This is a genomic window from Flavobacterium sp. 11 (assembly GCF_002754315.1).
Taxonomy (GTDB): domain Bacteria; phylum Bacteroidota; class Bacteroidia; order Flavobacteriales; family Flavobacteriaceae; genus Flavobacterium; species Flavobacterium algoritolerans.
Genome location: NZ_PEFE01000001.1, coordinates 126,261 through 149,931, shown reverse-complemented (window position 1 = coordinate 149,931; position 23,671 = coordinate 126,261). Strand labels below are relative to the sequence as shown.

20 protein-coding genes and 1 pseudogene are annotated in these 23,671 nt (G+C 31.7%); all 21 read left to right on the top strand.

Annotation, left to right across the window (positions count from 1 at the left end; genetic code table 11):
- Window positions 1–431: 431 nt before the first annotated feature.
- The 21 genes and pseudogenes from CLV00_RS00650 to CLV00_RS00555 all read left to right on the top strand — a co-directional run bounded on the left by CLV00_RS00650 (window position 432) and on the right by CLV00_RS00555 (window position 23,663).
- Window positions 432–1,301: an ABC transporter permease gene (locus CLV00_RS00650; protein WP_099713373.1), complete on the top strand. Its 870-nt coding sequence runs from the start codon at window positions 432–434 to the stop codon at window positions 1,299–1,301.
- A 122-nt stretch (window positions 1,302–1,423) separates the two neighbouring features.
- Window positions 1,424–2,695: an ABC transporter ATP-binding protein gene (locus CLV00_RS00645; RefSeq protein WP_099713372.1), complete on the top strand. Its 1,272-nt coding sequence runs from the start codon at window positions 1,424–1,426 to the stop codon at window positions 2,693–2,695.
- A gap of 7 nt (window positions 2,696–2,702) precedes the next feature.
- Window positions 2,703–3,668: an FkbM family methyltransferase gene (locus CLV00_RS00640; protein ID WP_099713371.1), complete on the top strand. Its 966-nt coding sequence runs from the start codon at window positions 2,703–2,705 to the stop codon at window positions 3,666–3,668.
- 16 nt (window positions 3,669–3,684) lie between these two features.
- The gene (locus CLV00_RS00635; protein WP_099713370.1) at window positions 3,685–4,929 is read left to right on the top strand and encodes a glycosyltransferase family 1 protein; all 1,245 of its coding nucleotides are present in this window, start codon (window positions 3,685–3,687) and stop codon (window positions 4,927–4,929) included.
- A 1-nt stretch (window position 4,930) separates the two neighbouring features.
- Complete coding sequence (locus tag CLV00_RS00630) at window positions 4,931–6,037, top strand: glycoside hydrolase family 99-like domain-containing protein (protein WP_099713369.1); 1,107 nt, start codon at window positions 4,931–4,933, stop codon at window positions 6,035–6,037.
- Entirely contained in the window at window positions 6,027–7,151 is a 1,125-nt protein-coding gene (locus CLV00_RS00625; protein WP_099713368.1) for a glycoside hydrolase family 99-like domain-containing protein, read from the top strand. Before CLV00_RS00630 ends, CLV00_RS00625 begins: the two co-directional genes overlap by 11 nt.
- A 3-nt stretch (window positions 7,152–7,154) precedes the next feature.
- Window positions 7,155–7,307, top strand: coding sequence for a hypothetical protein (locus tag CLV00_RS16350; protein ID WP_158234580.1), 153 nt, complete (start codon window positions 7,155–7,157; stop codon window positions 7,305–7,307).
- Window positions 7,308–7,403: 96 nt separating this feature from the next.
- Window positions 7,404–8,222: a glycosyltransferase gene (locus tag CLV00_RS00620; RefSeq protein ID WP_099713367.1), complete on the top strand. Its 819-nt coding sequence runs from the start codon at window positions 7,404–7,406 to the stop codon at window positions 8,220–8,222.
- Between the two features lie 82 nt (window positions 8,223–8,304).
- Complete coding sequence (locus CLV00_RS00615; protein WP_099713366.1) at window positions 8,305–9,087, top strand: FkbM family methyltransferase; 783 nt, start codon at window positions 8,305–8,307, stop codon at window positions 9,085–9,087.
- A gap of 5 nt (window positions 9,088–9,092) precedes the next feature.
- Window positions 9,093–9,941 carry a glycosyltransferase gene (locus CLV00_RS00610; protein WP_099713365.1) on the top strand — a complete coding sequence of 283 codons (849 nt, stop codon included), beginning with the start codon at window positions 9,093–9,095 and terminating at the stop codon, window positions 9,939–9,941.
- On the top strand, window positions 9,911–10,852 hold the full coding sequence (locus tag CLV00_RS00605; RefSeq protein WP_233206831.1) for a glycosyltransferase family A protein: 942 nt from the start codon (window positions 9,911–9,913) through the stop codon (window positions 10,850–10,852). Before CLV00_RS00610 ends, CLV00_RS00605 begins: the two co-directional genes overlap by 31 nt.
- Window positions 10,853–10,954: 102 nt before the next feature.
- Window positions 10,955–11,890 carry a glycosyltransferase family 2 protein gene (locus CLV00_RS00600; protein WP_199074738.1) on the top strand — a complete coding sequence of 312 codons (936 nt, stop codon included), beginning with the start codon at window positions 10,955–10,957 and terminating at the stop codon, window positions 11,888–11,890.
- Window positions 11,891–12,111: 221 nt separating this feature from the next.
- Window positions 12,112–13,332 carry a hypothetical protein gene (locus CLV00_RS00595; protein ID WP_099713364.1) on the top strand — a complete coding sequence of 407 codons (1,221 nt, stop codon included), beginning with the start codon at window positions 12,112–12,114 and terminating at the stop codon, window positions 13,330–13,332.
- Window positions 13,333–13,355: 23 nt separating this feature from the next.
- On the top strand, window positions 13,356–14,240 hold the full coding sequence (locus CLV00_RS00590) for a glycosyltransferase family 2 protein (protein WP_099713363.1): 885 nt from the start codon (window positions 13,356–13,358) through the stop codon (window positions 14,238–14,240).
- A 184-nt stretch (window positions 14,241–14,424) separates the two neighbouring features.
- Complete coding sequence (locus CLV00_RS00585; RefSeq protein WP_099713362.1) at window positions 14,425–15,444, top strand: N-acetylneuraminate synthase family protein; 1,020 nt, start codon at window positions 14,425–14,427, stop codon at window positions 15,442–15,444.
- A 599-nt stretch (window positions 15,445–16,043) separates the two neighbouring features.
- Complete coding sequence (gene neuC / locus CLV00_RS00580; protein WP_099713361.1) at window positions 16,044–17,201, top strand: UDP-N-acetylglucosamine 2-epimerase; 1,158 nt, start codon at window positions 16,044–16,046, stop codon at window positions 17,199–17,201.
- The gene (locus CLV00_RS00575; protein ID WP_099713360.1) at window positions 17,201–17,899 is read left to right on the top strand and encodes a cytidylyltransferase domain-containing protein; all 699 of its coding nucleotides are present in this window, start codon (window positions 17,201–17,203) and stop codon (window positions 17,897–17,899) included. Before neuC ends, CLV00_RS00575 begins: the two co-directional genes overlap by 1 nt.
- A complete protein-coding gene (gene asnB / locus CLV00_RS00570; RefSeq protein WP_099713359.1) occupies window positions 17,899–19,659 on the top strand; it encodes an asparagine synthase (glutamine-hydrolyzing) in 1,761 nt (586 codons plus the stop codon). The genes CLV00_RS00575 and asnB overlap by 1 nt, the downstream gene beginning before the upstream one ends.
- A 64-nt stretch (window positions 19,660–19,723) precedes the next feature.
- Window positions 19,724–21,115, top strand: coding sequence for a hypothetical protein (locus tag CLV00_RS00565; protein ID WP_099713358.1), 1,392 nt, complete (start codon window positions 19,724–19,726; stop codon window positions 21,113–21,115).
- Window positions 21,112–22,200 carry a glycosyltransferase family 4 protein gene (locus CLV00_RS00560; RefSeq protein ID WP_233206830.1) on the top strand — a complete coding sequence of 363 codons (1,089 nt, stop codon included), beginning with the start codon at window positions 21,112–21,114 and terminating at the stop codon, window positions 22,198–22,200. Before CLV00_RS00565 ends, CLV00_RS00560 begins: the two co-directional genes overlap by 4 nt.
- Before the next feature lie 30 nt (window positions 22,201–22,230).
- Window positions 22,231–23,663, top strand: a pseudogene (locus tag CLV00_RS00555) (MBOAT family protein).
- The last annotated feature ends 8 nt before the right edge of the window (window positions 23,664–23,671 follow it).

The following is a 23,671-nucleotide window of genomic DNA, read 5'->3' as shown; positions in this document are numbered from 1 at the left end:
ATCTAGTAGCTTAGTTGTGAATTGTTTTCAAAATTGTATTTTAACTTATAATTTTCAACTGCTATTTGATTATCGAAATCATGAAGATTGTTGTGAATTGCTGCGGTTATTTATAAAGGAATAGTATATTCGCTGAAAACTACTTTTATTAGCAAATAGGCTTCACCACCTTACTGTTAGTTAGAGCCGCGAAGCGTGTCCGGGAGTTGTGTTTTTTAGTGGTTATCATTCTTTTCATTAATTGAAAAATAACATAATACCTCAAAATAAATACGACCCATTTTTAAGGAAATATCAAATACAAATTATTTATATTTGCCTCGTAATGATACCGTTTAGTTAGTAAAGTAAAATCTCTTTCGTCTCTGAATTGTGATCGAGATGACGCTCTAGAAATAATGCAATTAACGATAGGATTTTAGCATAAACCAATGAACCAACCCGAACAAACCAATACCACGTGGCTGTTTGAAATAACGCCTAAAAATAAATTCTTCTCCCTTAATCTCAATGAAGTATGGCAATACAGAGATTTGCTGATGCTTTTCGTGAAGAGGGATGTTGTTACGGTATATAAACAAACCGTTTTAGGACCACTGTGGTACTTGATTCAGCCTTTGTTTACTTCTGCAACCTTTACAATCGTTTTTAATAATTTAGCAGGAATTGATACTGGAACGGTACCTCCATTTTTGTTCAATTTAGCTGGAATCACGGTTTGGAATTATTTTACGGCTTGTCTAACAGGGACCTCAAATACCTTTGGCGCCAATGCTGGTATTTTTGGGAAAGTGTATTTTCCAAGGATAATTGTACCGCTCTCTATAGTGGTTTCTAATTTGATTAAATTTGGAATTCAATTTTTAATATTTATTGCCTTTTATATTTTCTATTACCTAAAAGGCGCTACTGTTGGACTGAATGGTTCGGTGGTATTCTTCCCTTTTCTAATTGTACTGATGGGTGTTTTGGGATTGGGATTGGGGATGTTCATTTCATCTTTGGTTACAAAATACAGAGATTTCAGTAATCTGATTGGTTTTGGCGTGCAATTGTTGATGTTTTTATCGGCGGTTATGTATCCTATGGCTTTGATTGCAGAAAAATTGCCATCTTATGGCTGGTTAGTGCAATACAATCCGTTGGCTTATATAATAGAAACTGCGCGGTATATGTTGCTGAATGTAGGACACATTTCTATTTGGGGATTGGGCTATACGTTTTTGGTTACCGTAGTGGTGTTTTTTGTAGGAGTGCTCATATTTAACAGAACGGAGAAGAGTTTTATAGATACTGTTTAGAGAATAGTGTTCAGTGTTCAGTTTTTAGTGTTCAGATTGCATATTAAAAATTATTATTATTATTATTATTATTATTATTTAAAATTGTCAATTAATTAGATGATTAACTAATTAAACCTCCATTGAAAGACATTATATTAAAAGCCGAGAATATTTCCAAGCAATACCGCTTAGGTCAAGTGGGTACAGGTACTTTGTCGCATGATTTGAACCGATGGTGGCATCAAATACGTGGTAAGGAGAATCCGTATTTAAAAATTGGAGATGTTAATGACCGAAGCACTAAAGGAACCAGTGATTATGTTTGGGCATTGCAAGACATCAATTTTGAAGTGGAACGTGGAGAAGTTTTAGGGATTATTGGTAAAAACGGCGCAGGAAAATCTACTTTATTAAAAATATTATCCCGCGTTACTGCACCTACTACAGGAAACATTAAGTTTGGAGGTCGTGTGGCTTCTTTATTAGAAGTAGGTACTGGTTTTAATGGGGAAATGACCGGTCGAGAAAATGTATATTTGAATGGTGCCATTCTGGGCATGACCAAAAAAGAAATTGCATCTAAAATAGATGAAATTATAGCATTCTCCGGTTGCGAGCGTTATATAGATACTCCTGTAAAACGCTACAGTAGCGGGATGACCGTACGTTTGGCTTTTGCAGTAGCTGCTTTTTTAGAACCGGAAATCTTAATTATAGATGAGGTTTTAGCGGTGGGCGATGCGGAGTTTCAGAAAAAAGCGATTGGTAAGATGCAGGATATTTCTCAAAAAGGAGGAAGAACGGTTTTGTTTGTGAGTCATAATATGGCGGCGGTGAAGAGCTTGTGTACAAGGGGGATTTTGCTTGAAAACGGGAAAATAAAAGATATAAATAATATTAATTGTATAATCTCTAATTATTTATTACTAAATTCAGATTCAAGTGCTGAATGGAAAAGAGAAATTAAAACTGATAGTGATTTGTTTTTTGATAGAATTTATGTTTCAAATTCTGATTCACAAATTACAAATCAAATTGCATCAGGTGAAGATTTTACAATAAATATTTTTTTGAATGCCCTCAGCAATATTAGTAATTTTACAGTTTCAATTAAGGTTGTGAATACTGAGGGTATTGCTGTTTTTACAACTTCTTTGCACGATTATAATAATGATTTTGAGGTTGTTAAAAAAGGTAAATATGAATTAATTGCTAACATATCAAAAAATATTCTTGTACCTGGAAGTTATAATTTAGTTATTGCTTGTTTTGTTTCAAGAATTAAGCTTTTTGACATTTTAGAAGATAAAATATCAATTAAAATTGAGGATTTAGGTGTTAAAAAAAGAGATTTAGACAGAGAAGGGTTTGTTGTGCCAAACTATAAATGGGATTTTTTAAAATTAGAATAACTTCCAAATGAAAATTAATATCTATTATAGTATAATTTATAATTTTTTATTAAAGACTTATAAATTAAGAGACAAGCAAGGTTTTTTAGGAAAATGTTGGTTGCTACTTTGGAATTATTCCTCTAAATATTTTTCTGGTGCTGTATCTACGATCATTCATGGTTATAAAGTCAAAGTTAATAATGGAAATTCATATGCTCTTTATGCAAGATTGTTTGAAAATTACAACAATCCATTATTGCAACTTGTCGATTCAGTTTATGAGTTATATAACCGAGAACTCACTATAATTGATATTGGTTCAGCTGTTGGTGATACTAATTTATTTTTGATAAAGAATTTGCCTGGCAAAATTGAAAAATTTTACTGTGTAGAAGGTGATTTTGAGTTTTTTAATTATTTAAAAGAAAATAAAAAATATTTTCCGGAAAGTCACTTGTTTAATGTCATGTTAAGTGGTTCTGACAATAACAAAATCGGTAGTTTGGTAAAAACTCATTTAGGAACAGCAAGTTCTATTGGAGAAGAAAAAGTTAAAGCAATAAGTTTAGATACACTTTTGTTTGATAAGTTAAAAGGAAGAGTTGATATTATAAAAATAGATGTTGATGGCTATGATGGTAAAATTTTAAAAGGGAGTGGGAAAATATTACAGTATTATAAACCTTTTGTTATTTTCGAATGGCATCCAATTATGATAAAAAAAACTAAAAATGATTTTCACGAGCATTTTGAAATTCTTACCAAATTTGGATATAATAAATATTTATGGTTTAATAAATATGGCGAGTTTAGTCATTTTGAATTAAAAGATGGTTGTTCAAATCGTGAAGAGTTGATTAAATTGTGTTTAAGAGATATATATGATTATGACTGGCATTATGATGTAATTGCAATACACTCAGAATCAGAGATTGATATTTTGAAAATTGCAGAATTGAAAAGAGCAAAATTAAGAGGATCAAGTTTTTAGTATTAGTTTTATAATTATGATATTTGATATGAATGTATTGTTTGACGCTACGTGGATTGGCACTCATTTGAAACAAAATATAATGCATGGAGGTTTGAGAGTAATTTATGAACTTACTAACCGGCTTGAAAACTCTAATGAAGTGAATTTGTTTTACTCTTCAAACAAATATGATAGAGCTATAATTAATAATTTAGTGTCATTTATCGAAGAAAATAAATATTCAAGTCTTCAAAATAAAATAGCAAATAATCAGACTGAAACTTTCAAAATACTTAATTATTTGAATTCAAAAACTAATTCCAATTTAATTAAAAATTGGAGTAGCAAGCAATTTTTAAAATCAAATATTTTTGATAAAAATATGATGAAAAGAATGGATATTTATCATTCACCAATTGAAGCGATACCTGATGAGATAAAAAAGTATAAAAACGTTAAAAGAGTTTTTACCTCTCATGACTTAATGCCTTTTACAAGACCTGATTTGGCACCTCCAAGTTTTGTTGAGCTTTTAAAACCGGCTTATGATTCCATAGATAGAGAAACAAAAGTGATATGCGTATCTGAATTTACTAAATCTGAATTATTAAATTACAGGAAAGATTTAGACGAAAGTCAAATAGAAACTGTTTATTTGGGAGCTAATAAAAATGTTTTTTTTCCGAATTTAGATGAAACAAAATTTTTAGTACTATCTAAGAAATATAACTTCAATTTTGAAAAATATTTATTGTGTTTAAATAGAAATCAAAAATATAAGAATACGGAACATATTATTGAGGCCTATATTAGAGTAGTAAATGACAATAAAAATTCTGATTTAGGATTAGTTTTAATAGGAACATTTGATAATGTCGAAATAAAAAAAAGCATTATGGATAAATACAAAGGATTTAAACATATTCATTTTATAGAGTATGTTCCTGATGATGAATTATCAGTTTTTTATTCAAATGCTTTGAGTTTTGTTTATATGTCTCTTTACGAAGGTTTTGGTTTGCCAATAATTGAAGCAATGCAATGTGGAACCCCTGTAATTTCTTCAAATCAAGCATCATTACCTGAAATTGTTAAGGGTTATGGAATTTGTATTAATCCTTTTGATGTAGAATTATTAAGTGATCAAATGTGTTCAATTTTATATAATCCTGAATTGCAAAATAAAATGGTGAACAATTCTCTTGAACGATCTAAATTTTTTTCTTGGGAAAAAAACCTAGAAGAGACTGTCCAAGTTTATAAAAAAGCGATTAATTAAGATGCCAAACAAAATAAAACCCATAGCCATTTATCTACCACAATTTCATCCTATTCCTGAAAATGATGAATGGTGGGGGAAAGGTTTTACGGAATGGACTAATGTCGTTAAAGCCAAGCCCCGTTTTGAAGGGCATTACCAACCCCATTTGCCTGCTGATTTGGGTTTTTACGATTTGCGTCTTGAAGAAACCCGACTGGCTCAGGAAGCTATGGCTAAAGAATATGGTATTTATGGTTTTTGCTATTATCATTATTGGTTTAATGGCAAAAGAATGTTGCATGAACCCTTAGATAGAAAACTCAAGAATCCACAGGAGGATCTGCCTTTTATGATGTGTTGGGCAAATGAAAACTGGACCAAAACATGGGATGGTCTAGATAAAGAAGTATTACTGCATCAAGAATATGGCTTTGAAGATGATGTTATACATTTCGAGTTTTTGTGTAAAAATTATTTTAATGATGAACGCTATATTAAACACGAAGGAAAGCCCGTTTTTTTAGTGTATCGGCCTAAGTTGTTTAATGATATAAATAAGACAATTGAAATTTGGAGAAATATTGCTAGAAAAGAAGGTGTTGGTGAAGTACATTTAGGTTATATGCAAAGTTGGGGTATTGTTGATGATCCTATTAAAATGGGATTTGATTTTGCAGTAGAGTTTCAGCCACATTTCCCTGGAAAACAACCAAATAAAAGAACAATAGGCCAAAAAATAATTACTAAGATTTACAAACAGTTTAATTTAAAAGAAAATGTTGTAATTACTCAAGAAGATCGGGTTTTTGATTATAATAAATTTGTTGAAATTCAAAAAAAGAATGTTTTTAAAAGTAATGTTAGCCCTTGTCTAATACCTATGTGGGACAACAGTTCAAGGCGAAAAAGCAATTCGTTTATTTTTACTAATTCAACACCAAGGATTTATGGGGAGTGGTTAAATCATATTGTAAATAATTTCCCATGGAATGTTAATAAAGAAAATTTTTTGTTTATTAATGCTTGGAATGAATGGGCTGAGGGGAATCACTTAGAGCCATGTCAAAAATGGGGTAGAAAATATTTAGAGGCAACAAAAGAAAACCTTATTAGTAATGAAAAATAAAATAAAATTCTTGGCTTATTACCTTCCTCAATATCATCCTATTCCTGAAAATGATTTGTGGTGGGGCAAAGGATTTACTGAATGGACTAATGTTACCAAGGCGAAACCCTTATTTAAAGGACATTATCAGCCAATTTTGCCTGCAGATTTGGGTTTTTATGATTTGCGAGTGCCTGAAGTACAAGAGGCGCAATCTGAATTAGCGTTAGAATATGGTATTGATGGTTTTATATATTATCAATATTGGTTTGGTGACGGGAAAATGTTATTGGCGAAACCAGCAGAAATGATGCTAAAAAATAAATCTATAAGGATTCCATTTTGTTTTTGTTGGGCTAATGAAGCTTGGAGAGGAATATGGCATGGATTAGAGAATCAAGATGTTTTAATAGACCAGACCTATCAAGGAATTGAAGGATATATCACTTATTTTAATTATCTATTACCTTTCTTTAAAGATGAACGCTACATTAAGGTAGGGAATAGACCTATGTTTCACGTTTATAGAATGGATGATATTCCAGATTTAGCTATTTTTATATCTACATTTAATGAGCTCGCTATAAAAAATTGTTTTGATGGCATTTATTTTATTGCTACCGGAAATAGTAATTCTGATGAGACGCTTTTGAATGATAACATCAATGGAGTGGTTGGTTTAGACACTTTTGTTAAAATTAGGTACAATCAGAAATTATATTTTTCTAGAGATTCCTTTTTAGGAAAACTAGAATTAAGAATACTGACTTTGGTAGGATACTCTGATGTTGTGGGTAAACGTTTAAAACCATTGATTTTAGATTATCAAAAAGGGGTTGCCTCTTTAGAAATTAATTATCCCAATCAAAAATACATATCCTGTGTTTTTCCTAATTGGGATAATTCTGCACGAAGCGGGCAAACATCATTAATATTCAAAAATGCAAATCCGAAGGCATGGCAAATTCATTTACAAAAATCAGTTGAGAAATTAAAAGAGAACCAAAATAATCCGCCATTTATAATTATTAAATCTTGGAATGAATGGGCTGAAGGGAATTATTTGGAGCCGGACAGGAAATATGGACATCAGTTTTTAGAAGTCATCAAAAATGTTAAAGATAAATTATTGTAAAAAATGAACAATGTACTAAACTCCATAATGATTTTAATTTTTAATAGGCTGAATCTTATTCAAGACATGCTCGACAGCTTCGCAGCCAAACCTGTTTTTGTCTGGAGAGGTGTTAAAGTTGATTATGAAAGGACGGATAATACAGCTAAAATTTAAATAAAGACAACAAATTTTAATAATAAAATTATGTAGATTAATATTACAACTTAAAATTTTAAATATTTTTGAATTGTAGTTTTTTAAACAAAAATCATGAAATATTATTTATACAAGCAAAAACGTAAAATAATTAAAAAAGCGGTATATATTCGGTTTTTGATTAAAACTTACTTCAATACCTGTTCTAATTCTATATTAAGACAACAATTGAAGAATCCAAAAGAAATCCCAATAATTATCATAAGTTTTAATCAATTACATTATTTAAGGAAATTGATTGATTTTTTAAAGGAAAAGAACTACAGTAACATTGTAATCTTAGATAACAATTCAACGTATAAGCCGTTATTAGAGTATTTTGAAACAATTAAGGATTCAGTAAAACTGCATCTCTTGAATGAAAATTACGGTCATTTGGTTTTTTGGAAAAATAAAGAATTGTTTAATAAATATTCAAAAGGATATTATGTTGTTACTGATGCAGACATAGTTCCTGATGAGTTTTGCCCAGAAGATTTCATTTTACATTTTAGAAGAATATTAAACAGAAATAATAATATTACAAAAGTTGGATTTAGTTTAAAAATTGATGATTTACCCGACTGTAATCCAAATAAATGGAAGATAATTAAATGGGAGGAAAAATACTGGAAAAAAATCAATAAAAATGGAGATTATCTGGCTGAATTAGACACCACTTTTGCTTTGTATAGGCCTAATTATCAGTATGCTGAAAAAGGTTTTTTAAGCGCTATTAGGACAAATAAGCCGTATCAGGTTAGGCATGGTGGATGGTATCTTAATGCTGAAAATTTGTCTGAGGAGCAAGTTTATTATTTTGAAACATGTAATGAATCAAGTGCATGGAGGATAGATAATAAGGGTAATTTAAAAAACAAAGAATTATTTTAAATAGTGAAGCAGTTTGTAAAAGATATTTTGCTATTGCATATTTTAAAAAATAAAGTATATTTTAATTAAAAAAATATTCAAAATGAAGAGATTATTTAGAAAGATGTTCAAATATTTCTTAAAAGATGCAATTTTTCAAAGAGCCCTTTTTGATTCAAAAGGAAAGGCAGAAGGTAAAATTAAACTATTTAAAAAAGACTTTAATTATCATCATGGATTGGCCTTTTATAATACTTTCAAAGAGATTTTTGAACAAAATATATATGAATTTAAAACAAACAGTAGTAAACCAATAATTATTGATTGTGGTGCAAATATGGGTTTAAGCATTTTATTTTTTTCAAAAAGATTTCCCAATGCTGAAATTATAGCTTTTGAGCCAGACAATGCCGTGTTGCCTTTTTTAGAAAAAAACATCCACTCACAATGTATAAAGAATGTTGAATTATATAAGAAGGCTGTTTGGAAGGAAGAAACAGAATTAAGATTTTACACAGATAATGGTTTAGGGGGACGCATTGGAATAGAATACAACAACCAAACTCCCCAAATTATTAAAGCGATAAGACTACGAAATTTTCTGAATAGACCAATTGAAATGTTAAAAATTGATATTGAGGGTTCAGAATATACTGTTTTACAGGATTGTGAAAGTATGTTATATAATATAAATCATATTTTTGTGGAATACCATAGTTTTTATGATGAAGAGCAGCATTTAGATGATTTATTAAACATTTTAAAGCGACAAGGCTTTAGGTATCATTTAAAACAATCTTTTTCAAGGAACAAACCATTTGTTGATAGTAAACTTGTGTGCGAAAAGTTTGATATGGCCATAAATATATTTGCTTATAAAATTTAAAAAAGATGCTCTCCATTATAATTTGTTCACGGGAAAAGACTATTTCAGAGGAATTATCAATAAACATTGAGAAAACTACTGGTTGTGAATATGAATTAATTATAATTGATAATACGGAAAATAAATATTCCATTTTTGAAGCTTATAATTTAGGAATAGAAAAGAGTACTGGAGATTACTTATGTTTTATTCACGACGATATTCTTTTTCATACTGAAGGGTGGGGTAGTATTATTCAACGTATTTTTAGTGAAAATAAAAAAATTGGGTTGTTGGGTGTAGCAGGCGCGAAGACTAAAACAAAAATGCCTTCGGTGTGGTGGGATTGTAATGAAGGGGAGAATTATACTTTTATTATTCAACACTTTAAAAATAAAGACAAGGAAACATGGGACTACGGTTTTGATGAAAAAACCATTGAAGAAGTTGTCGTTATAGATGGTGTTTTTATGGTGTCGAGAAAAGAAGCTAGAATTGATTTTCATAAATCGATGAAAGGATTTCATAATTATGATTTAAATATTTCATTTGAATATAAAAAAAGAGGATATAAAGTTGTTGTAACTAATCAAATCCTGATCGAACATTTTTCAATTGGCAAAATAAATAAGGAGTGGATAAAATCTACTTCGAAGATTCATAAATTATATGAAAGTATTTTGCCATTGAAAGTTGATAGTGTTCCACAGTCAAAAGATTTAGAAATTATAAATGTAAAGAAGTTTATCAATCAATCATTATTATTTCAAGAGCGATTAATTGCAAGCAGATATTGGATTAAACTATTTTTAATTAACCCATTTTTAAAGTTCCATATTGTTTTTTGGAAAATTTTGATAAAAAAAGTTATTTAATGCTGGCAATAGTAATCCCATATTACAAACTCACTTTTTTTGAAGAAACGCTAGAGTCTTTATCGAATCAAACGTATAAATATTTTAAAGTGTATATTGGTGATGATGCCAGTCCCGAAAGTCCGAAAGATTTATTGGAAAAATACGAAGGGAAATTTAATTTTATTTATCATAGATTTGAAGAAAATATAGGAAAAAAATCTTTGGTAAGTCAATGGGATAGATGTATTGCTCTTTCAAAAGAGGAAGAATGGATTATGATTTTAGGCGATGATGATTTATTAGGGTCTTCGGTTGTGGCGTCTTGGTATGAAAATTACAATGTGTTTAATGGAAGTTCAAATGTGGTTCGTTTTGCTAGTAAAAAAATTTTCGAAAAATTGATAAGCGTTCCTGATATTTTTGTTCATCCGGTTTGGGAGAAAGCAACAGACTCCTTTTATAGAAAATTTGACAAAATGACAAGAAGCTCATTGTCTGAATATATTTTTTCCAAAGCATCCTATTTAAAACACGGTTTTTATGATTATCCCTTAGCTTGGGCCAGTGATGATCGTGCATGGCTTGATTTTTCGGATAATAAACCTATTTTTACAATAAATGAAAGCGTAGTTTTTTTTAGGTTGTCATCTGTTAATATTTCTGGTAGACAAGATAATATTTTAATAAAAAATGTATCGGAAATTGAATTCTTTAAATTTATAGTTAAACATAAATTAGGTTATTATGATAAAAATCAGAGGCTTAGGTTGTTGAGGAGGTATATGGCTGAAATTAGAAAAACAAGAAATTTGAAGATTTCAGAGTTTTTTTTTATACTATTTTTTTCTTTGAAATATTTTGATGTAGATTGGTTAAAAAAAGGATATAGAAAGGCCTTTGACAGATTTATTAAAAAAGGTATAAAATGAGCATAATAGAAATTTGTTTCAAACTCCCATAGCAGCTATGCAAATTCAATATTCCTAAAATAATGATAATCTATATATAAATAGAATTAAATCTTTCAAAATATGATTTTTCCAAAAGTGACAATTATTATGGCGACCTACAATAGAGCACATTTTATTTTAGAAACATTGCAATCCATACAAATTCAAACTTTTGAAGATTGGGAATGTCTAATCATCGATGACGGCGGAACAGATAATACAAAAGAAGTTATTACTCCAATTCTGGAAAAAGACTTTAGATTTCATTATTTTAAACGTACTGATTCTTATTTAAAAGGGCCAGGATGTCGTAATATGGGATTGGATTTAGCTAAGGGAGATTATATTATATTTTTTGATGATGATGATATACCGCATCCTCAAAATTTAGAATTGTGTGTGCATGAATTATCTGGAAATGATATTTCATTTTGCAGGTATATGCGTAATGTTTTTTTTGATGATTTTGACTATAATTTTGATTATTCAAAAACATATACTTCTTTTTACATAGATCAAAATGATATTGAAAAAATACTTAAAAATGAGCTGCAATTTATCTGTACTTCCGTAATGTGGAAAAAAGAATGTTTTAAAAATAATAGGTTTGCGGAACAATTAATGTATGCCGAAGAATGGGAGCTATATTCACGAATTGTATCATCGGGTTTGAGAGGAATTTCAATAGATAAATGTTTGTTTTATGGACGGAAACATTCTAATTCATTAACAGGAGCGTTTAATTGTCGTGAAAAAGTCACGAGGAAATCTTATGCAGAAGCTATTTTATTGGTAGTGAAAAATCTGAAGGAAAAACAACTGCTTTCCTACTCTTTAAAACGTTATTTTATAGCATTTTCATTAGATTTTAAAGAGTTTAATTTATATGAAAAAATTTTAGGAGTGCTTGAATTACCTAAATTTGAAAGATTTAAATGGCAATTTTTCTACACAGCATTGCCTTTAAGGTTAAAGCTATATCATACCATGAAAAGATTCAAAATTAAGTCAATATGAAATTTAAAAAACTTGTGAATAATAATGTCAATTTTTAAATAAATGTAATTATGTTTTAAGAACAAAGGGATTAATAATAAGGATTGAAAAATAATAATTATATATATTATAATTTATTATTAAAAAATGGAATGTACAAAAAAATAATGCTCGTTTTCATATGTTTTGAGGTTATCAAAATTGCCAATTTATAATAAATTTAAAAAAATATACAAAAACCAATGAAATTTTTAATAATTGTCCAAGATTTAAGGGTTTCAGGAACAAGCGAAGGTATTGTTTCACGATCTTTTTTATCTAAATTAAGAATTAATTATCCTGATTCAATCATTGATGTTTTGTATCTTAAACATAATTACAGTGACGATCAACTCCATTTATTACCTATTAATTCTATTGAAACACATGTTTTAAATCTCAAAATACCCCTTTTTACAAAATGGGCTAATAAAGTATTTTGGAGGTTATTTAATGTTTCATTAGCAGTGAGTCATATTCATAAAGTATATGGTTCCTATATAGCAAAAGTAGATCATCAAAAATATGATCATATTTTTATCAGAAGTGCAGGAATAGATCATGAAACGATTTTAGGAGCTAAAGATTTACCCATACTTAAAAAAGCAATTGTTAATTTTCACGACCCTTATCCTCTTTTTTGGTATGCGGGTTCAAAATGTACATTAACGGGATTGGAACTTTTTAAATTAAAAAATATGTACAAAGTTATCACACAGGCTAAATCTTGTGTGAGCTCTGCCAATTTTCTGTCAGAAGACATGCAATATTTATATGGTTCAAGAAAAAAAATCTACACGCTTCCACATCAATATAGCGAAAGTGTTTTTGATTTATCGGATACTTCAACTGTTTTAAAAAAGAATAATAAAGTGACTATTTCATATCATGGCGCAATAATGTTTGGAAGGAATGTTGATAATCTACTGGATGCTTATCAAGAATTAGTAAATGATAATATTTTATATAAAGAAAATACAGAATTTGTTTTGCGTTTAAAAGGAATGGAAAATAAGAGGTTGGTAGAAAAATTTTCAAAGAGCAAGAACATTGTTGTATTAGACACCTTAAATTTTTCTAATTCCTGTTATGAACAAAAGTATGAAGCTGATATTTTAATAATTTTAGAAAACGGCCCGCTTTTTTGTAATATATTAGTTGGTAAAGCACCTTTTTTAGCAGCATTAAAAAAACCAATACTTTCTATTTCGCCAGAAAGGAGTGAAATGAGAAGGATAATAACAGACTATCAATATATTGCAAGTTCTAATGATAAGGAAGAAATTAAACGAAAATTAGAAAATCTTATTATTAATAGATTAAGTTCGAATGAGTTTGTATATCCGTTTGGGGATTATTTTAGTGATAAAAAATTTAAGGAGAGTTTGGATAAAATATTATCAGAATCGAATAATAGTAAATAATCTTTTTATTAAATGAAATTTTCATGAAAGCATCAGTACTGATAGTTTCCAAAAATAGAAAAACAGAATTAGAGTTTACACTAACGATTCTTAAAAAAATAATTGATTTCTCCATTCACGAAGTATTGGTTTTTTTGGATGGCTGTACGGATGATTCTTTCGTTTTAAAGGATAAAATGAATTGGGTGAGGTGGTATTCCTCCGAGAAAAATATTGGTGCTTCGGCTGCCAGACATCGTTTGTATCCCAAAGCACAAGGCCAATTCTTGATTGGTCTTGATGATGATGCACATCCTTTAAATACTGATTTTATAGATAAAACCATCACACTTTTTAATAAATATTCTGATGTTGGCATCATAGCTTTTCAAGAAATAAAAGGGATTTATACTTCAAATGTGGATGCACTGTCTCAATCTGAATCTCCAGAAGTGGAATATTATACTAATGATTTTATTGGTTGTGGTTTTGCCATTCGGAAAAAGGCATATGAAGCTACGAATGGTTTTCCGGTTTGGATCGATATTTATGGAGAAGAATCTTGTGTTGCCATTGAAGTTATGGCTAATGGGTTTGACATATTGTATTCCAATACAATCAAAGTAAATCATCGGGTTGATAAAGAAGCCCGAAAAAATGCTGGGCAAAATTATTTTAGATTTGGAAATCAATTGAAAAACACCACCTACTATTTTTTAGTCTATTATCCCTTTCCATTAGGTAGAATTATGAAGTTGTACTGGCATAACTTTAGAAAATACGCTTTAACGGATATTCAATGTTTTAAAATATATTTTAAGACTATTCCAGAAGTAACATTGTATTTGCCTAGAGTATTGAAATATAGAAATCCAGTTGAACAATCATTAATAAAAAAAATTAGAAATTTAAAGAGTTTGAAGTTTTAAAAATTTACGTTTGATTTTATAATAATTCTTAACCATAGATCAAGCCTGAAAAATAAGAAGTTTAATTATTTAATTTTTATTTTCATTTTTTTTATCGAATTATTTATTTTAGAACCTTTAGCTTATTCTATTGGAAACCAGAAATAATAGCTATTTTTGATAGGATAAAGAACTAAATCGAATTATGTCATCAACGAAATCATCCCCTTATATCATTGCCGAAATTGGCCAGGCTCATGAAGGCAGTTTAGGAATATTATATTCTTATATCGATGCCATTGCGCAAACTGGTGTTGATGCTGTTAAGTTTCAAATGCATATCGCCGAAGCCGAAAGCAGTGAGTACGAACCTTTCAGGGTTCAATTCTCGTTGGAGGACGAAACCCGATTTGATTATTGGAAACGAATGGGTTTTACACTCGAACAATGGAAGGGTATCAAACAACATTGCGAGGGTTTGGGACTTGATTTTATTTGTTCGCCCTTCAGTAATTTGGCGGTCGATTGGCTGGAAGAAATGGGTGTGGAACAATACAAAATAGGTTCGGGGGAAGTCAATAATTTCTTGCTACTGGAAAAAATTGCCCAAACGGGGAAGTCCGTAATTTTGTCTTCGGGAATGAGTTCTTATGAAGAATTGGACAATGCTGTATCTTTTCTAAAAGAAAGAAACGTCAGCTTTTCTATTCTGCAATGTACTACCTCTTATCCTACACAACCCGAACAATATGGTTTGAATGTCATTCAAGAATTGAAAGAACGCTATGGAGTTTCAGTAGGTTTCTCGGATCATTCCGCCAAAATAGCAACTTGTGTTGCTGCTACCGCTTTGGGAGCCAGTATCTTGGAATTTCATGTGGTTTTTGATCGGCAGCTTTTTGGGCCGGACTCCAAATCTTCCTTGACCATTTCAGAAACCAGGGATTTGGTTCTTGCTGTTCGAGATATAAGTGCCGCTTTGTCGCATCCTATTGATAAAAACAACAATGCTAATTTTTCGGAACTCAAACAAATTTTTGAAAAATCATTGGCAGTCAATAAAAAATTACCTAAAAATCATGTTATTACTTTTGATGACTTAGAAGCTAAAAAACCAAAAGGGTTTGGGGTTGACGCTCTGCGATTTCAAGAATTAATTGGGAAGGTTTTGAATAGGGATTTGAATCAATGGGATTTTTTGAATGAGGGGGACTTGTTTAAATAAAGGTTTTTAAAGCAAGTCACTTAGTTTTGAAAGTATAATTTTTGTTTAGGTTTAAAAATAGCAACCATTAACGTTTTTTTCAATGTAAAAAATTATGATTTACTAATTTTCTTTTTTAGCTCACTTAATTTTATTGTAAGTGGTGCTCGCTGAATCTTCGATTTGTCTTGATCAAAAAAGAAACAAAAAAATATTCATGGGTTATTTTTTTTTTTGTATTCATGAATCTTCGATTTCAAGTCTTTACTCCCTCGTCGGTCAAATTAGTTTTCGAATTAGCTTTGCTCTGTTCGCCTTCGGCTCGAGTCTAAAAGAAAAGAACTGTTCATGCGTTACTATTTTAATTTGTATTCACAAATCTTTGATTTCGCTGCGCTCAAACAGCTTTCCTTTTTACGTATTCTTCAGCGGAAGTTAAGGACTGTAGAACCTAGTAAATAGCAGCAATTTGATTTATAATTGAATAAAAACATAAAATGTTATTTTATATTGCTTTTTTTGTAAAAAAATAGACTTCAAACTGACGTTAGGTCAAAAAATAACGTTTTTACCTGTCCGCTTTTTTGTCTACTTTTAAACCTAAGAATAATATACTTAAAATGCCAAAAAGAAAAATAGTTGTAGTAATAACGGCGCGTCCTTCTTATAGTCGCGTAAAAACAGTTTTGTCGGCGATTCAAAATCATCCAGATTTGGAATTACAATTAGTCGTTGCCGCTTCAGCCTTGTTAGATCGCTACGGTTCTGCAGTGAATTATATTGAAAAAGATGGTTTTACCATCGCTGCCAAAGTATTTAATGTGTTAGAAGGAGAGAATTTGACTGCTGCTGCCAAAACAACCGGGATAGGTATTTTGGAATTATCCACTGTATTTGATAATCTAAAACCAGACATAGTAGTCACTGTTGCCGATCGATTTGAAACCATGGCCACTGCTATTGCAGCGTCTTATATGAACATTCCATTAGCACACATCCAAGGAGGTGAAGTGACTGGAAATATTGATGAAAAAGTGCGCCATGCTATAACCAAATTAGCGGATTATCATTTTGTAGCCTCTGAAAATGCAAAAGAACGTGTCATTAAATTAGGAGAAGAGCCTACTGTAGTTTTCAATACAGGATGTCCCTCTATTGATTTAGCAACAACCGTATTGCAAAGTACCTCGCTTCCTTTTGATCCTTATGAGAAGTATGGTGGCGTGGGTGCAAAACCAGATTTGTCTGAAGGGTATTTAGTTGTCATGCAGCATCCAGTTACCACAGAATATCAAGACTCCCGTAAGCATATTGAGGCCACACTTGAAGCGATTCATTCCCTAAACAAACCTACGTTATGGTTTTGGCCTAATGTTGATGCTGGAGCTGACGGTACTTCTACCGGAATTCGTGCTTTTAGAGAACAACATCAGTTACCCAATGTTCATTTTTTTAAAAATATGGAAGGAAAAGATTTCTTGCAGTTGCTTCAACACAGTTCTTGTTTGATTGGGAATTCCAGTGTTGGGATTCGCGAATGTGCTTTCTTGGGCGTCCCCGTTGTTAATATCGGTTCCCGACAAAATAGAAGAGATAGAGGCGGTAACAGTATTGATGTTGATTATTCTCAGGAGAAAATTGAAGCGGCAATTTTATTTGCTATAACAAAAGGGAAGTCCCTTTCGTCTCCTATTTATGGAAACGGGAATGCAGGGGTGTATATTGCTGATTTATTATTGCAATTACCGTTGCAGTTTCATAAAACGATTACCTACTAATGCAAATTTTAGGCTTAATACCAGCTCGTGGCGGCTCGAAAGGAGTACCAGGAAAAAATATTAAAAACCTAGCAGGTAAGCCATTATTGGCCTATACTTCAGAAGTGGCTTTGAAGTCACAGTATCTATCCGAGGTCATAGTATCGAGTGATGATTCCCAAATTATAACAGTAGCCAAGGAATTGGGAGTTGCAGTTCCATTCATTAGACCCAGCGTATTGGCATTAGATGCAACTCCTACTATTGATGTTATTATTCATGCTTTGGAATGGTATCAAGCTCAAAATGTTTTCTTTGATGCGGTGTGTCTGCTTCAGGTGACAAGTCCATTTAGGACTGTTCCTTTTCTTGATGCTGCCATTGAAAAATTTATAGCAAGTGGTTGTGATTCTTTGGTTTCGGTGCAACAGGTACCCCATGAATACAACCCTCATTGGACGTTTGAAGTGAATTCTAGAGGGAATTTAAAAATAGCTACAGGCGAAGAACAGATTATCTGCAGGCGGCAGGAACTTCCAACTACCTATCATAGGGATGGCAGTATTTATATTACTACAACGGAAGTGCTTTTAAGAGACCGTTCTTTGTATGGAAAATCGACTGCTTTTATTGAATCGGACCCCGAATTGTATGTTAATATCGATACGTTGGCGGATTGGGATAAAGCGGAGGAAATGATTAAAAAACAACAAAAATAATGTGTGGTATTGCAGGGATAATAGGCGATTACAAAAGTCTTCAATTGGATGCGATGTTGGCTAGTCAGTATCATCGTGGTCCAGATAGTACGGGACGTTTTTTTGATGAAGGTTTTGCAGCTTTAGGGCACAACCGCTTGGCCATTATTGATTTGTCTCCTCAGTCCAACCAACCTTTTTTAGATTCTTCAGGGCGGTATAGTTTGGTTTTTAATGGAGAAATTTATAATTATATAGAACTGAAAGCCGAACTACAAGGGCAGTATGCTTTTAAAACGGAATCGGATACCGAGGTTTTATTAGCGGCTTATCTTGTTTATGGTGCAGCCTGTTTGCAAAAATGCAATGGCATGTTTGCTTTTGCGATTTGGGATGCTCAAGAAAAAAAACTATTTGCGGCCAGAGATCGATTTGGCGTGAAACCTTTTTTTTATTCTTTAAAAGATAATTCTCTTTATTTTTCCTCTGAAATAAAAGGCCTTCATGCGGCTGGAATTTCAAAAATCCCCAATGAGAAAGTATGGGCTTCTTATTTTGCCTATGGTTCCTATGGCAATCCCGAGGAAACTTTTTGGGAAGGTATTTCACAATTGTCTGGCGGGCATTTTTTAGAATACGAAAATCAAGAGTTACATATAAAAAAATGGTATTCCTTTGAAGAAGAGGTTGCGAAACAACCCCAAAACTTAACTTTCGAGCAAGCCAAAGCACACTATGTTGCTCTTTTAAAAGACAGCATTAATTTGCGTTTTCGGGCAGATGTCCCAGTCGGATTTACTATTAGTGGTGGATTAGATAGTTCTGTATTGTTAGCCTTAGTCAATTTACAAAAGGAAGGTAGTGGCAATATCAATGCTACTATAAAAAGCCGAAAATCGGCAACTGTTACTCAGCAATCAAGAATCAATGCCTATACTTTCTATTCTGATAATCCAGATTATGACGAATTACCTTGGGTGGAACAAATGATAGCCAAAACTAATAACCCGTTGACTACAGTGCTTCTTCAAGCCGATGAGGTTCCTTATTTATCTGAAAAAATGGCGTGGCAACAAGATGAGCCTTATGGAGGAATTCCTACTTTGGCATACGCTAAAATTTTCGAACAAGCCCGAAAAGATAAGGTATTAGTTCTGCTCGATGGTCAAGGTATGGACGAGCAATGGGCGGGTTATGATTATTATACCCAAGAAAATGATATAATCATTCAAGGGGTTACGGATTCACCATTCAAAACGAATATACTTACCAATTCTTTTTTGAATAAAGCACAAAAACCAGTTTATCCAAAACCTTTTGAGGATGTGATTTTAAATAAACAATACCGAGATTTGTTCTACACAAAAATCCCACGAGCCTTGCGGTTTAATGATCGAATTTCAATGCTATATTCTACAGAATTGCGAGAACCTTTTTTGGATTATAGATTGGTGGAGTTTGCCTTTTCGTTACCATTAGACTTTAAAATAAAAAGTGGTATCACTAAATTTATGTTGCGAGAAATAGCTTCCGAATATTTGGATAATAACTTGGTTTTTGCACCCAAACGCCCTTTGCAAACTCCACAAAGAGAATGGTTAGCAGAAGATTTAAAAGAGTGGGTTACGCATTGTTTTGCTACAATCAAAACCTCTTCGTTTTCTGCTTGGTTTGATTTAAAGGAATTGCGAACGGAGTTGGATCTTTATTTTGAGGGGAACCAAAATTCGAGTTTTCATCTTTGGCAGTGTATTAGTTTATATTGGATGATTCAAAAATAGATTGAATTAAAGGCAAATAAAAATAGATAATTGAAGAATAATAGCTGATTTAGCAGGATATATAATGAAAAAAATAGGAATAGTTATTACTGACGGTGTAGGCTATCGCAATTTTATATTAAGCGATTTTATGACTGAAGCAAAGCTACAATTTGATTCTGTTGTTCTTTTTTCCTGTTTGCCAAAAAACGTTTATGACTCTTTAGATTTGAATTGTACTATTGTAGAACTAGAGGTTTTTAATGAACATTTTTTTACTTGGTTTTTTCGAAAAGCCAAAGAGGTTTCCCATTTGCAAATGCATACTAAAGGAAATTTTGGGATAAACGATAATTTAAAAGCCTCAAAAACCAAAGCAAGAAATCCAAGAGGATTTGCGACACGTTTTATCCATGTTTGGTCAAGAATCATTCATTCTGAAAAATGGATACAAAGGTATAATCACTATCAGCAAAAGACATTTAGTTCTCATGAGATAACAAAAAAATATACGGACCTTCTACAAGAACACGGTGTTTCTAATTTGTTTTTCACTCATCAACGTCCTCCTTTCATAGCTCCTCTTATTTATGCAGCTGCCCAATTGCAAATCAAGACCGGTTCTTTTATTTTTAGTTGGGATAATTTGGCTTCCAAAGGAAGAATGGCTGGTGATTTTGACTATTATTTAGTTTGGAGTGAATTAATGAAAAAAGAGCTGTTGCAATTTTATTCGGCAGTACAGGCTGAAAATGTCGTAGTGGTTGGTACTCCGCAATTTGAACCTTATGTTTTAGATCGATATGCTTCTGACAAAGAGCGATTTTATGCTGCATTTAATTTAGATATTCGTAAGAAAACAGTTTGCTTTAGTTGTGGTGATATTGCTACCAGTAAAAATGATGAATTGTATATTGAAACGATATGCAAGGCTGTACTAGAAAAAAAGATTCCAGATGTTAACCTGATAGTTCGTACTTCTCCTGCAGAAGACCCTATTCGTTTTAAAAGCATAGTCGAGAAATATCCCTTCATAAAATGGAATTATCCTAAGTGGATCCAAAGCAGAGAGAATCATCAGGAAGCTTGGTCTCAGCGTATTCCAACAATAGCTGACATTAAGGATTTGAGGAGTTTATTGGAATTTGCAGATATTAATATCAATATGTTGTCTACGATGAGTTTGGATTTCATGCAGTTTGATAAACCCGTTATTAATCCTGTTTTTGGGAATCGTCAGAACGGTTTGTATGATGATCAACGTTTTTTGTATTATGCACATATTATGAATGTAGTAAAGAGTGGTGCGACGAGAATTGCAAAAAATGAACAAGCACTTATTGATGCTATTAATTTGTACTATTTGTATCCGGAAACGGATCAATTAAACAGAGAAAAATTAATGCAACTTCAGGTAAGTAAACCTCTTGAGGGTACCAGTAAAAGAATTGTAGCTACCTTATTCGAATGGACATGAATCCAATAAAAATAGCCCTTATCTGTAATTATGAACTGCTACCCGAAAGAGTAGGCGGAATGGATTATTTTTTCTGGATGTTTGATGCAAAATGTAAAAAAAAAGGGATTCAGGTTGATTGGTTTTTTCCTAATCAATCCCAACACGGAGACTATTCTAAGCTCACTATTTTTAATAGTAACTATCAAAACGTAGAAAATTATTTTCTTGATTTTTGTATTCAAAACCAAACCACATATTCTTTTATTATTACGCATTTTATAGAATTGTGTACTCCTTTTTTTAAAAAAATAAAACAAGTCAGTAAAGCTAAAGTAGTTGCCATTGATCACAATCCGCGTCCGATAGATGGTTATCCTTTTAAGAAGAAAATGGAAAAGAAAATCAAAGGTTTTTTGTTTTCTAAATATATTGATCAGTTTATTGGAGTGTCAAATTATACAGTGAAAGAAATTATAAGTGATTTTGGAACTCAGGTGCGATCTAAAACAAGGACTATTTATAATGGAGTTGTTATTAAAGATATTAAAGTAAGAACTCAAAGGAACGTTATTCATCCCAATTTTTTAGTTGTTTCTCATTTACGGGAATCTAAAGGTATTCAAGATTTGATAGTTGCTGTTTCCAAATTGCCTTCCCCGATTTTATCAGGAATCCGGATCGATTTGTTTGGCGATGGGCCCCTTAAAGATTTTTTAATTAAAAGTGTGCACCAACATAAATTAGATTCTAATTTTAGATTTATGGGTAGTCAGCCCAATTTAAATGCTCTTTATTGTCAGTATGATTATATGTTGCAACCTACCCACATGGAATGTTTTAGTTTGTCTATACTCGAAAGTTTAGCTGCTAATGTACCTGTTATAACGACTGATGTTGGCGGAAATGAAGAAGCTGTATTGGATAGTGAAAATGGATATATTTTCAAGGCGAAGGATGTTAATGCCTTGACCACACTCCTAGAACAAGTGTATTTAGGAAAAAAAAAAATTGAATTGAATACCAGGGCTGTTATCGAAAATCATTTTTCATTGGATCACATGGTTGAAAATCATTTAGCATTGTTATTTAATAATAAATTTTAATTTTGCATCATCAATTAGTTACACTAGTCTATGTTTTTTAATTCGTTCTCCTTTGCTCTTTTTCTACCTATCGTATTCTTACTGTATTGGTTTGTTTTTAACAAAAATAAAAGTACCCAAAACGCAGTCTTAATTATAGCGAGTTATTATTTCTATTCCTGCTGGGATTGGCGTTTTTTGTTCTTATTGGTTTTCTCTACTTTTTTGGACTATTACACCGGTATTCGAATCGAAAAAGCTAAGACTGAAACTGGTCGTAAAATATGGTTTTGGTTGAGCATCAGTATCAATCTGGGCTTTTTAGGCGTCTTTAAATATTATAATTTTTTTGCCAGTTCTTTCTCTGAAATGTTGAATGGTGTTGGCTTACAAACCAGTCCGCTTTTGCTGGATGTAGTACTTCCAGTAGGGATTTCTTTTTATACTTTTCATGGTTTGTCGTATGTAATTGATATTTATTTAAAAAGAATTAAGGCAGAATATAACTTTGTGGATTATTCTTTGTTTGTCAGTTATTTTCCTTTATTGGTAGCAGGTCCTATTGAAAGAGCGACACATTTATTGCCACAAGTTAAAGTAAAACGCAGCTTTGATTTTGAGAAAGCCAAAGAAGGGATTTACCAATTTATCTGGGGCTTGGTTAAAAAAGTTGTCATTGCGGATACCTGCGCTATCTATGCGAATGCGATTTTTGATAATTATGAATCGATGAATTCTCTGTCATTATTATTGGGTGCGGTTTATTTTGCATTTCAGATTTATGGTGATTTTTCAGGTTATTCGGATATGGCTCTTGGTATGTCTAAATTGTTTGGTATTGATTTGTTGCGCAATTTTAATTATCCGTATTTTTCTCGCGATATAGCCGAGTTCTGGCGTCGTTGGCATATTTCCCTTTCCTCTTGGTTTCGAGACTATTTATACATTCCTTTGGGGGTAGCAGTGGTGGAATGACCATGAAAGTTCGGAATACTTTTATTATTTTTCTAGTGAGTGGGTTTTGGCATGGAGCCAATTGGACTTTTATAGCTTGGGGATTTATTAATGCGCTGTATTTTTTACCTTTATTGCTTTTAAATAAGAACCGATCCAATATGGAAACGGTAACTTTAAATTGGGATTTTGCTTCCTTTAAAGTTTTTTTTAGTATCATCAGTACGTTTGCATTAACCTGTTTGGCGTGGATTTTCTTTAGGGCAAAATCAATTGAAGTTGCTGTTGATTATATTGGACGTATTGTTACCAATCGAAATTTTGCATCACAATACTTAGAAAACGAACGCTATAATTATGAAATTCTGCTTTTGGTTTTCGCTTTTGTTATAACAGAATGGAATAGTCGCACGCAAATAGAGCCTATTTCGGGCAAGTATAGTATGGTAAAATTAGCGCTATGTCTATTTGCTATTATCGCTTTGGGCACGTATTCAGATTATAAAGAATTTATCTATTTTCAATTTTAGAGAATATG

Bases quoted from the DNA above. Each gene is read 5' to 3' on its own strand.
- CLV00_RS00650 (WP_099713373.1), top strand. From the start codon at position 432: ATGAACCAACCCGAACAAACCAATACCACGTGGCTGTTTGAAATAACG.
- CLV00_RS00640 (WP_099713371.1), top strand. From the start codon at position 2,703: ATGAAAATTAATATCTATTATAGTATAATTTATAATTTTTTATTAAAG.
- CLV00_RS00635 (WP_099713370.1), top strand. From the start codon at position 3,685: ATGATATTTGATATGAATGTATTGTTTGACGCTACGTGGATTGGCACT.
- CLV00_RS00630 (WP_099713369.1), top strand. From the start codon at position 4,931: ATGCCAAACAAAATAAAACCCATAGCCATTTATCTACCACAATTTCAT.
- CLV00_RS00625 (WP_099713368.1), top strand. From the start codon at position 6,027: ATGAAAAATAAAATAAAATTCTTGGCTTATTACCTTCCTCAATATCAT.
- CLV00_RS16350 (WP_158234580.1), top strand. From the start codon at position 7,155: ATGAACAATGTACTAAACTCCATAATGATTTTAATTTTTAATAGGCTG.
- CLV00_RS00620 (WP_099713367.1), top strand. From the start codon at position 7,404: ATGAAATATTATTTATACAAGCAAAAACGTAAAATAATTAAAAAAGCG.
- CLV00_RS00615 (WP_099713366.1), top strand. From the start codon at position 8,305: ATGAAGAGATTATTTAGAAAGATGTTCAAATATTTCTTAAAAGATGCA.
- CLV00_RS00610 (WP_099713365.1), top strand. From the start codon at position 9,093: ATGCTCTCCATTATAATTTGTTCACGGGAAAAGACTATTTCAGAGGAA.
- CLV00_RS00600 (WP_199074738.1), top strand. From the start codon at position 10,955: ATGATTTTTCCAAAAGTGACAATTATTATGGCGACCTACAATAGAGCA.
- CLV00_RS00595 (WP_099713364.1), top strand. From the start codon at position 12,112: ATGAAATTTTTAATAATTGTCCAAGATTTAAGGGTTTCAGGAACAAGC.
- CLV00_RS00590 (WP_099713363.1), top strand. From the start codon at position 13,356: ATGAAAGCATCAGTACTGATAGTTTCCAAAAATAGAAAAACAGAATTA.
- CLV00_RS00585 (WP_099713362.1), top strand. From the start codon at position 14,425: ATGTCATCAACGAAATCATCCCCTTATATCATTGCCGAAATTGGCCAG.
- neuC (WP_099713361.1), top strand. From the start codon at position 16,044: ATGCCAAAAAGAAAAATAGTTGTAGTAATAACGGCGCGTCCTTCTTAT.
- CLV00_RS00575 (WP_099713360.1), top strand. From the start codon at position 17,201: ATGCAAATTTTAGGCTTAATACCAGCTCGTGGCGGCTCGAAAGGAGTA.
- asnB (WP_099713359.1), top strand. From the start codon at position 17,899: ATGTGTGGTATTGCAGGGATAATAGGCGATTACAAAAGTCTTCAATTG.
- CLV00_RS00565 (WP_099713358.1), top strand. From the start codon at position 19,724: ATGAAAAAAATAGGAATAGTTATTACTGACGGTGTAGGCTATCGCAAT.
- CLV00_RS00560 (WP_233206830.1), top strand. From the start codon at position 21,112: ATGAATCCAATAAAAATAGCCCTTATCTGTAATTATGAACTGCTACCC.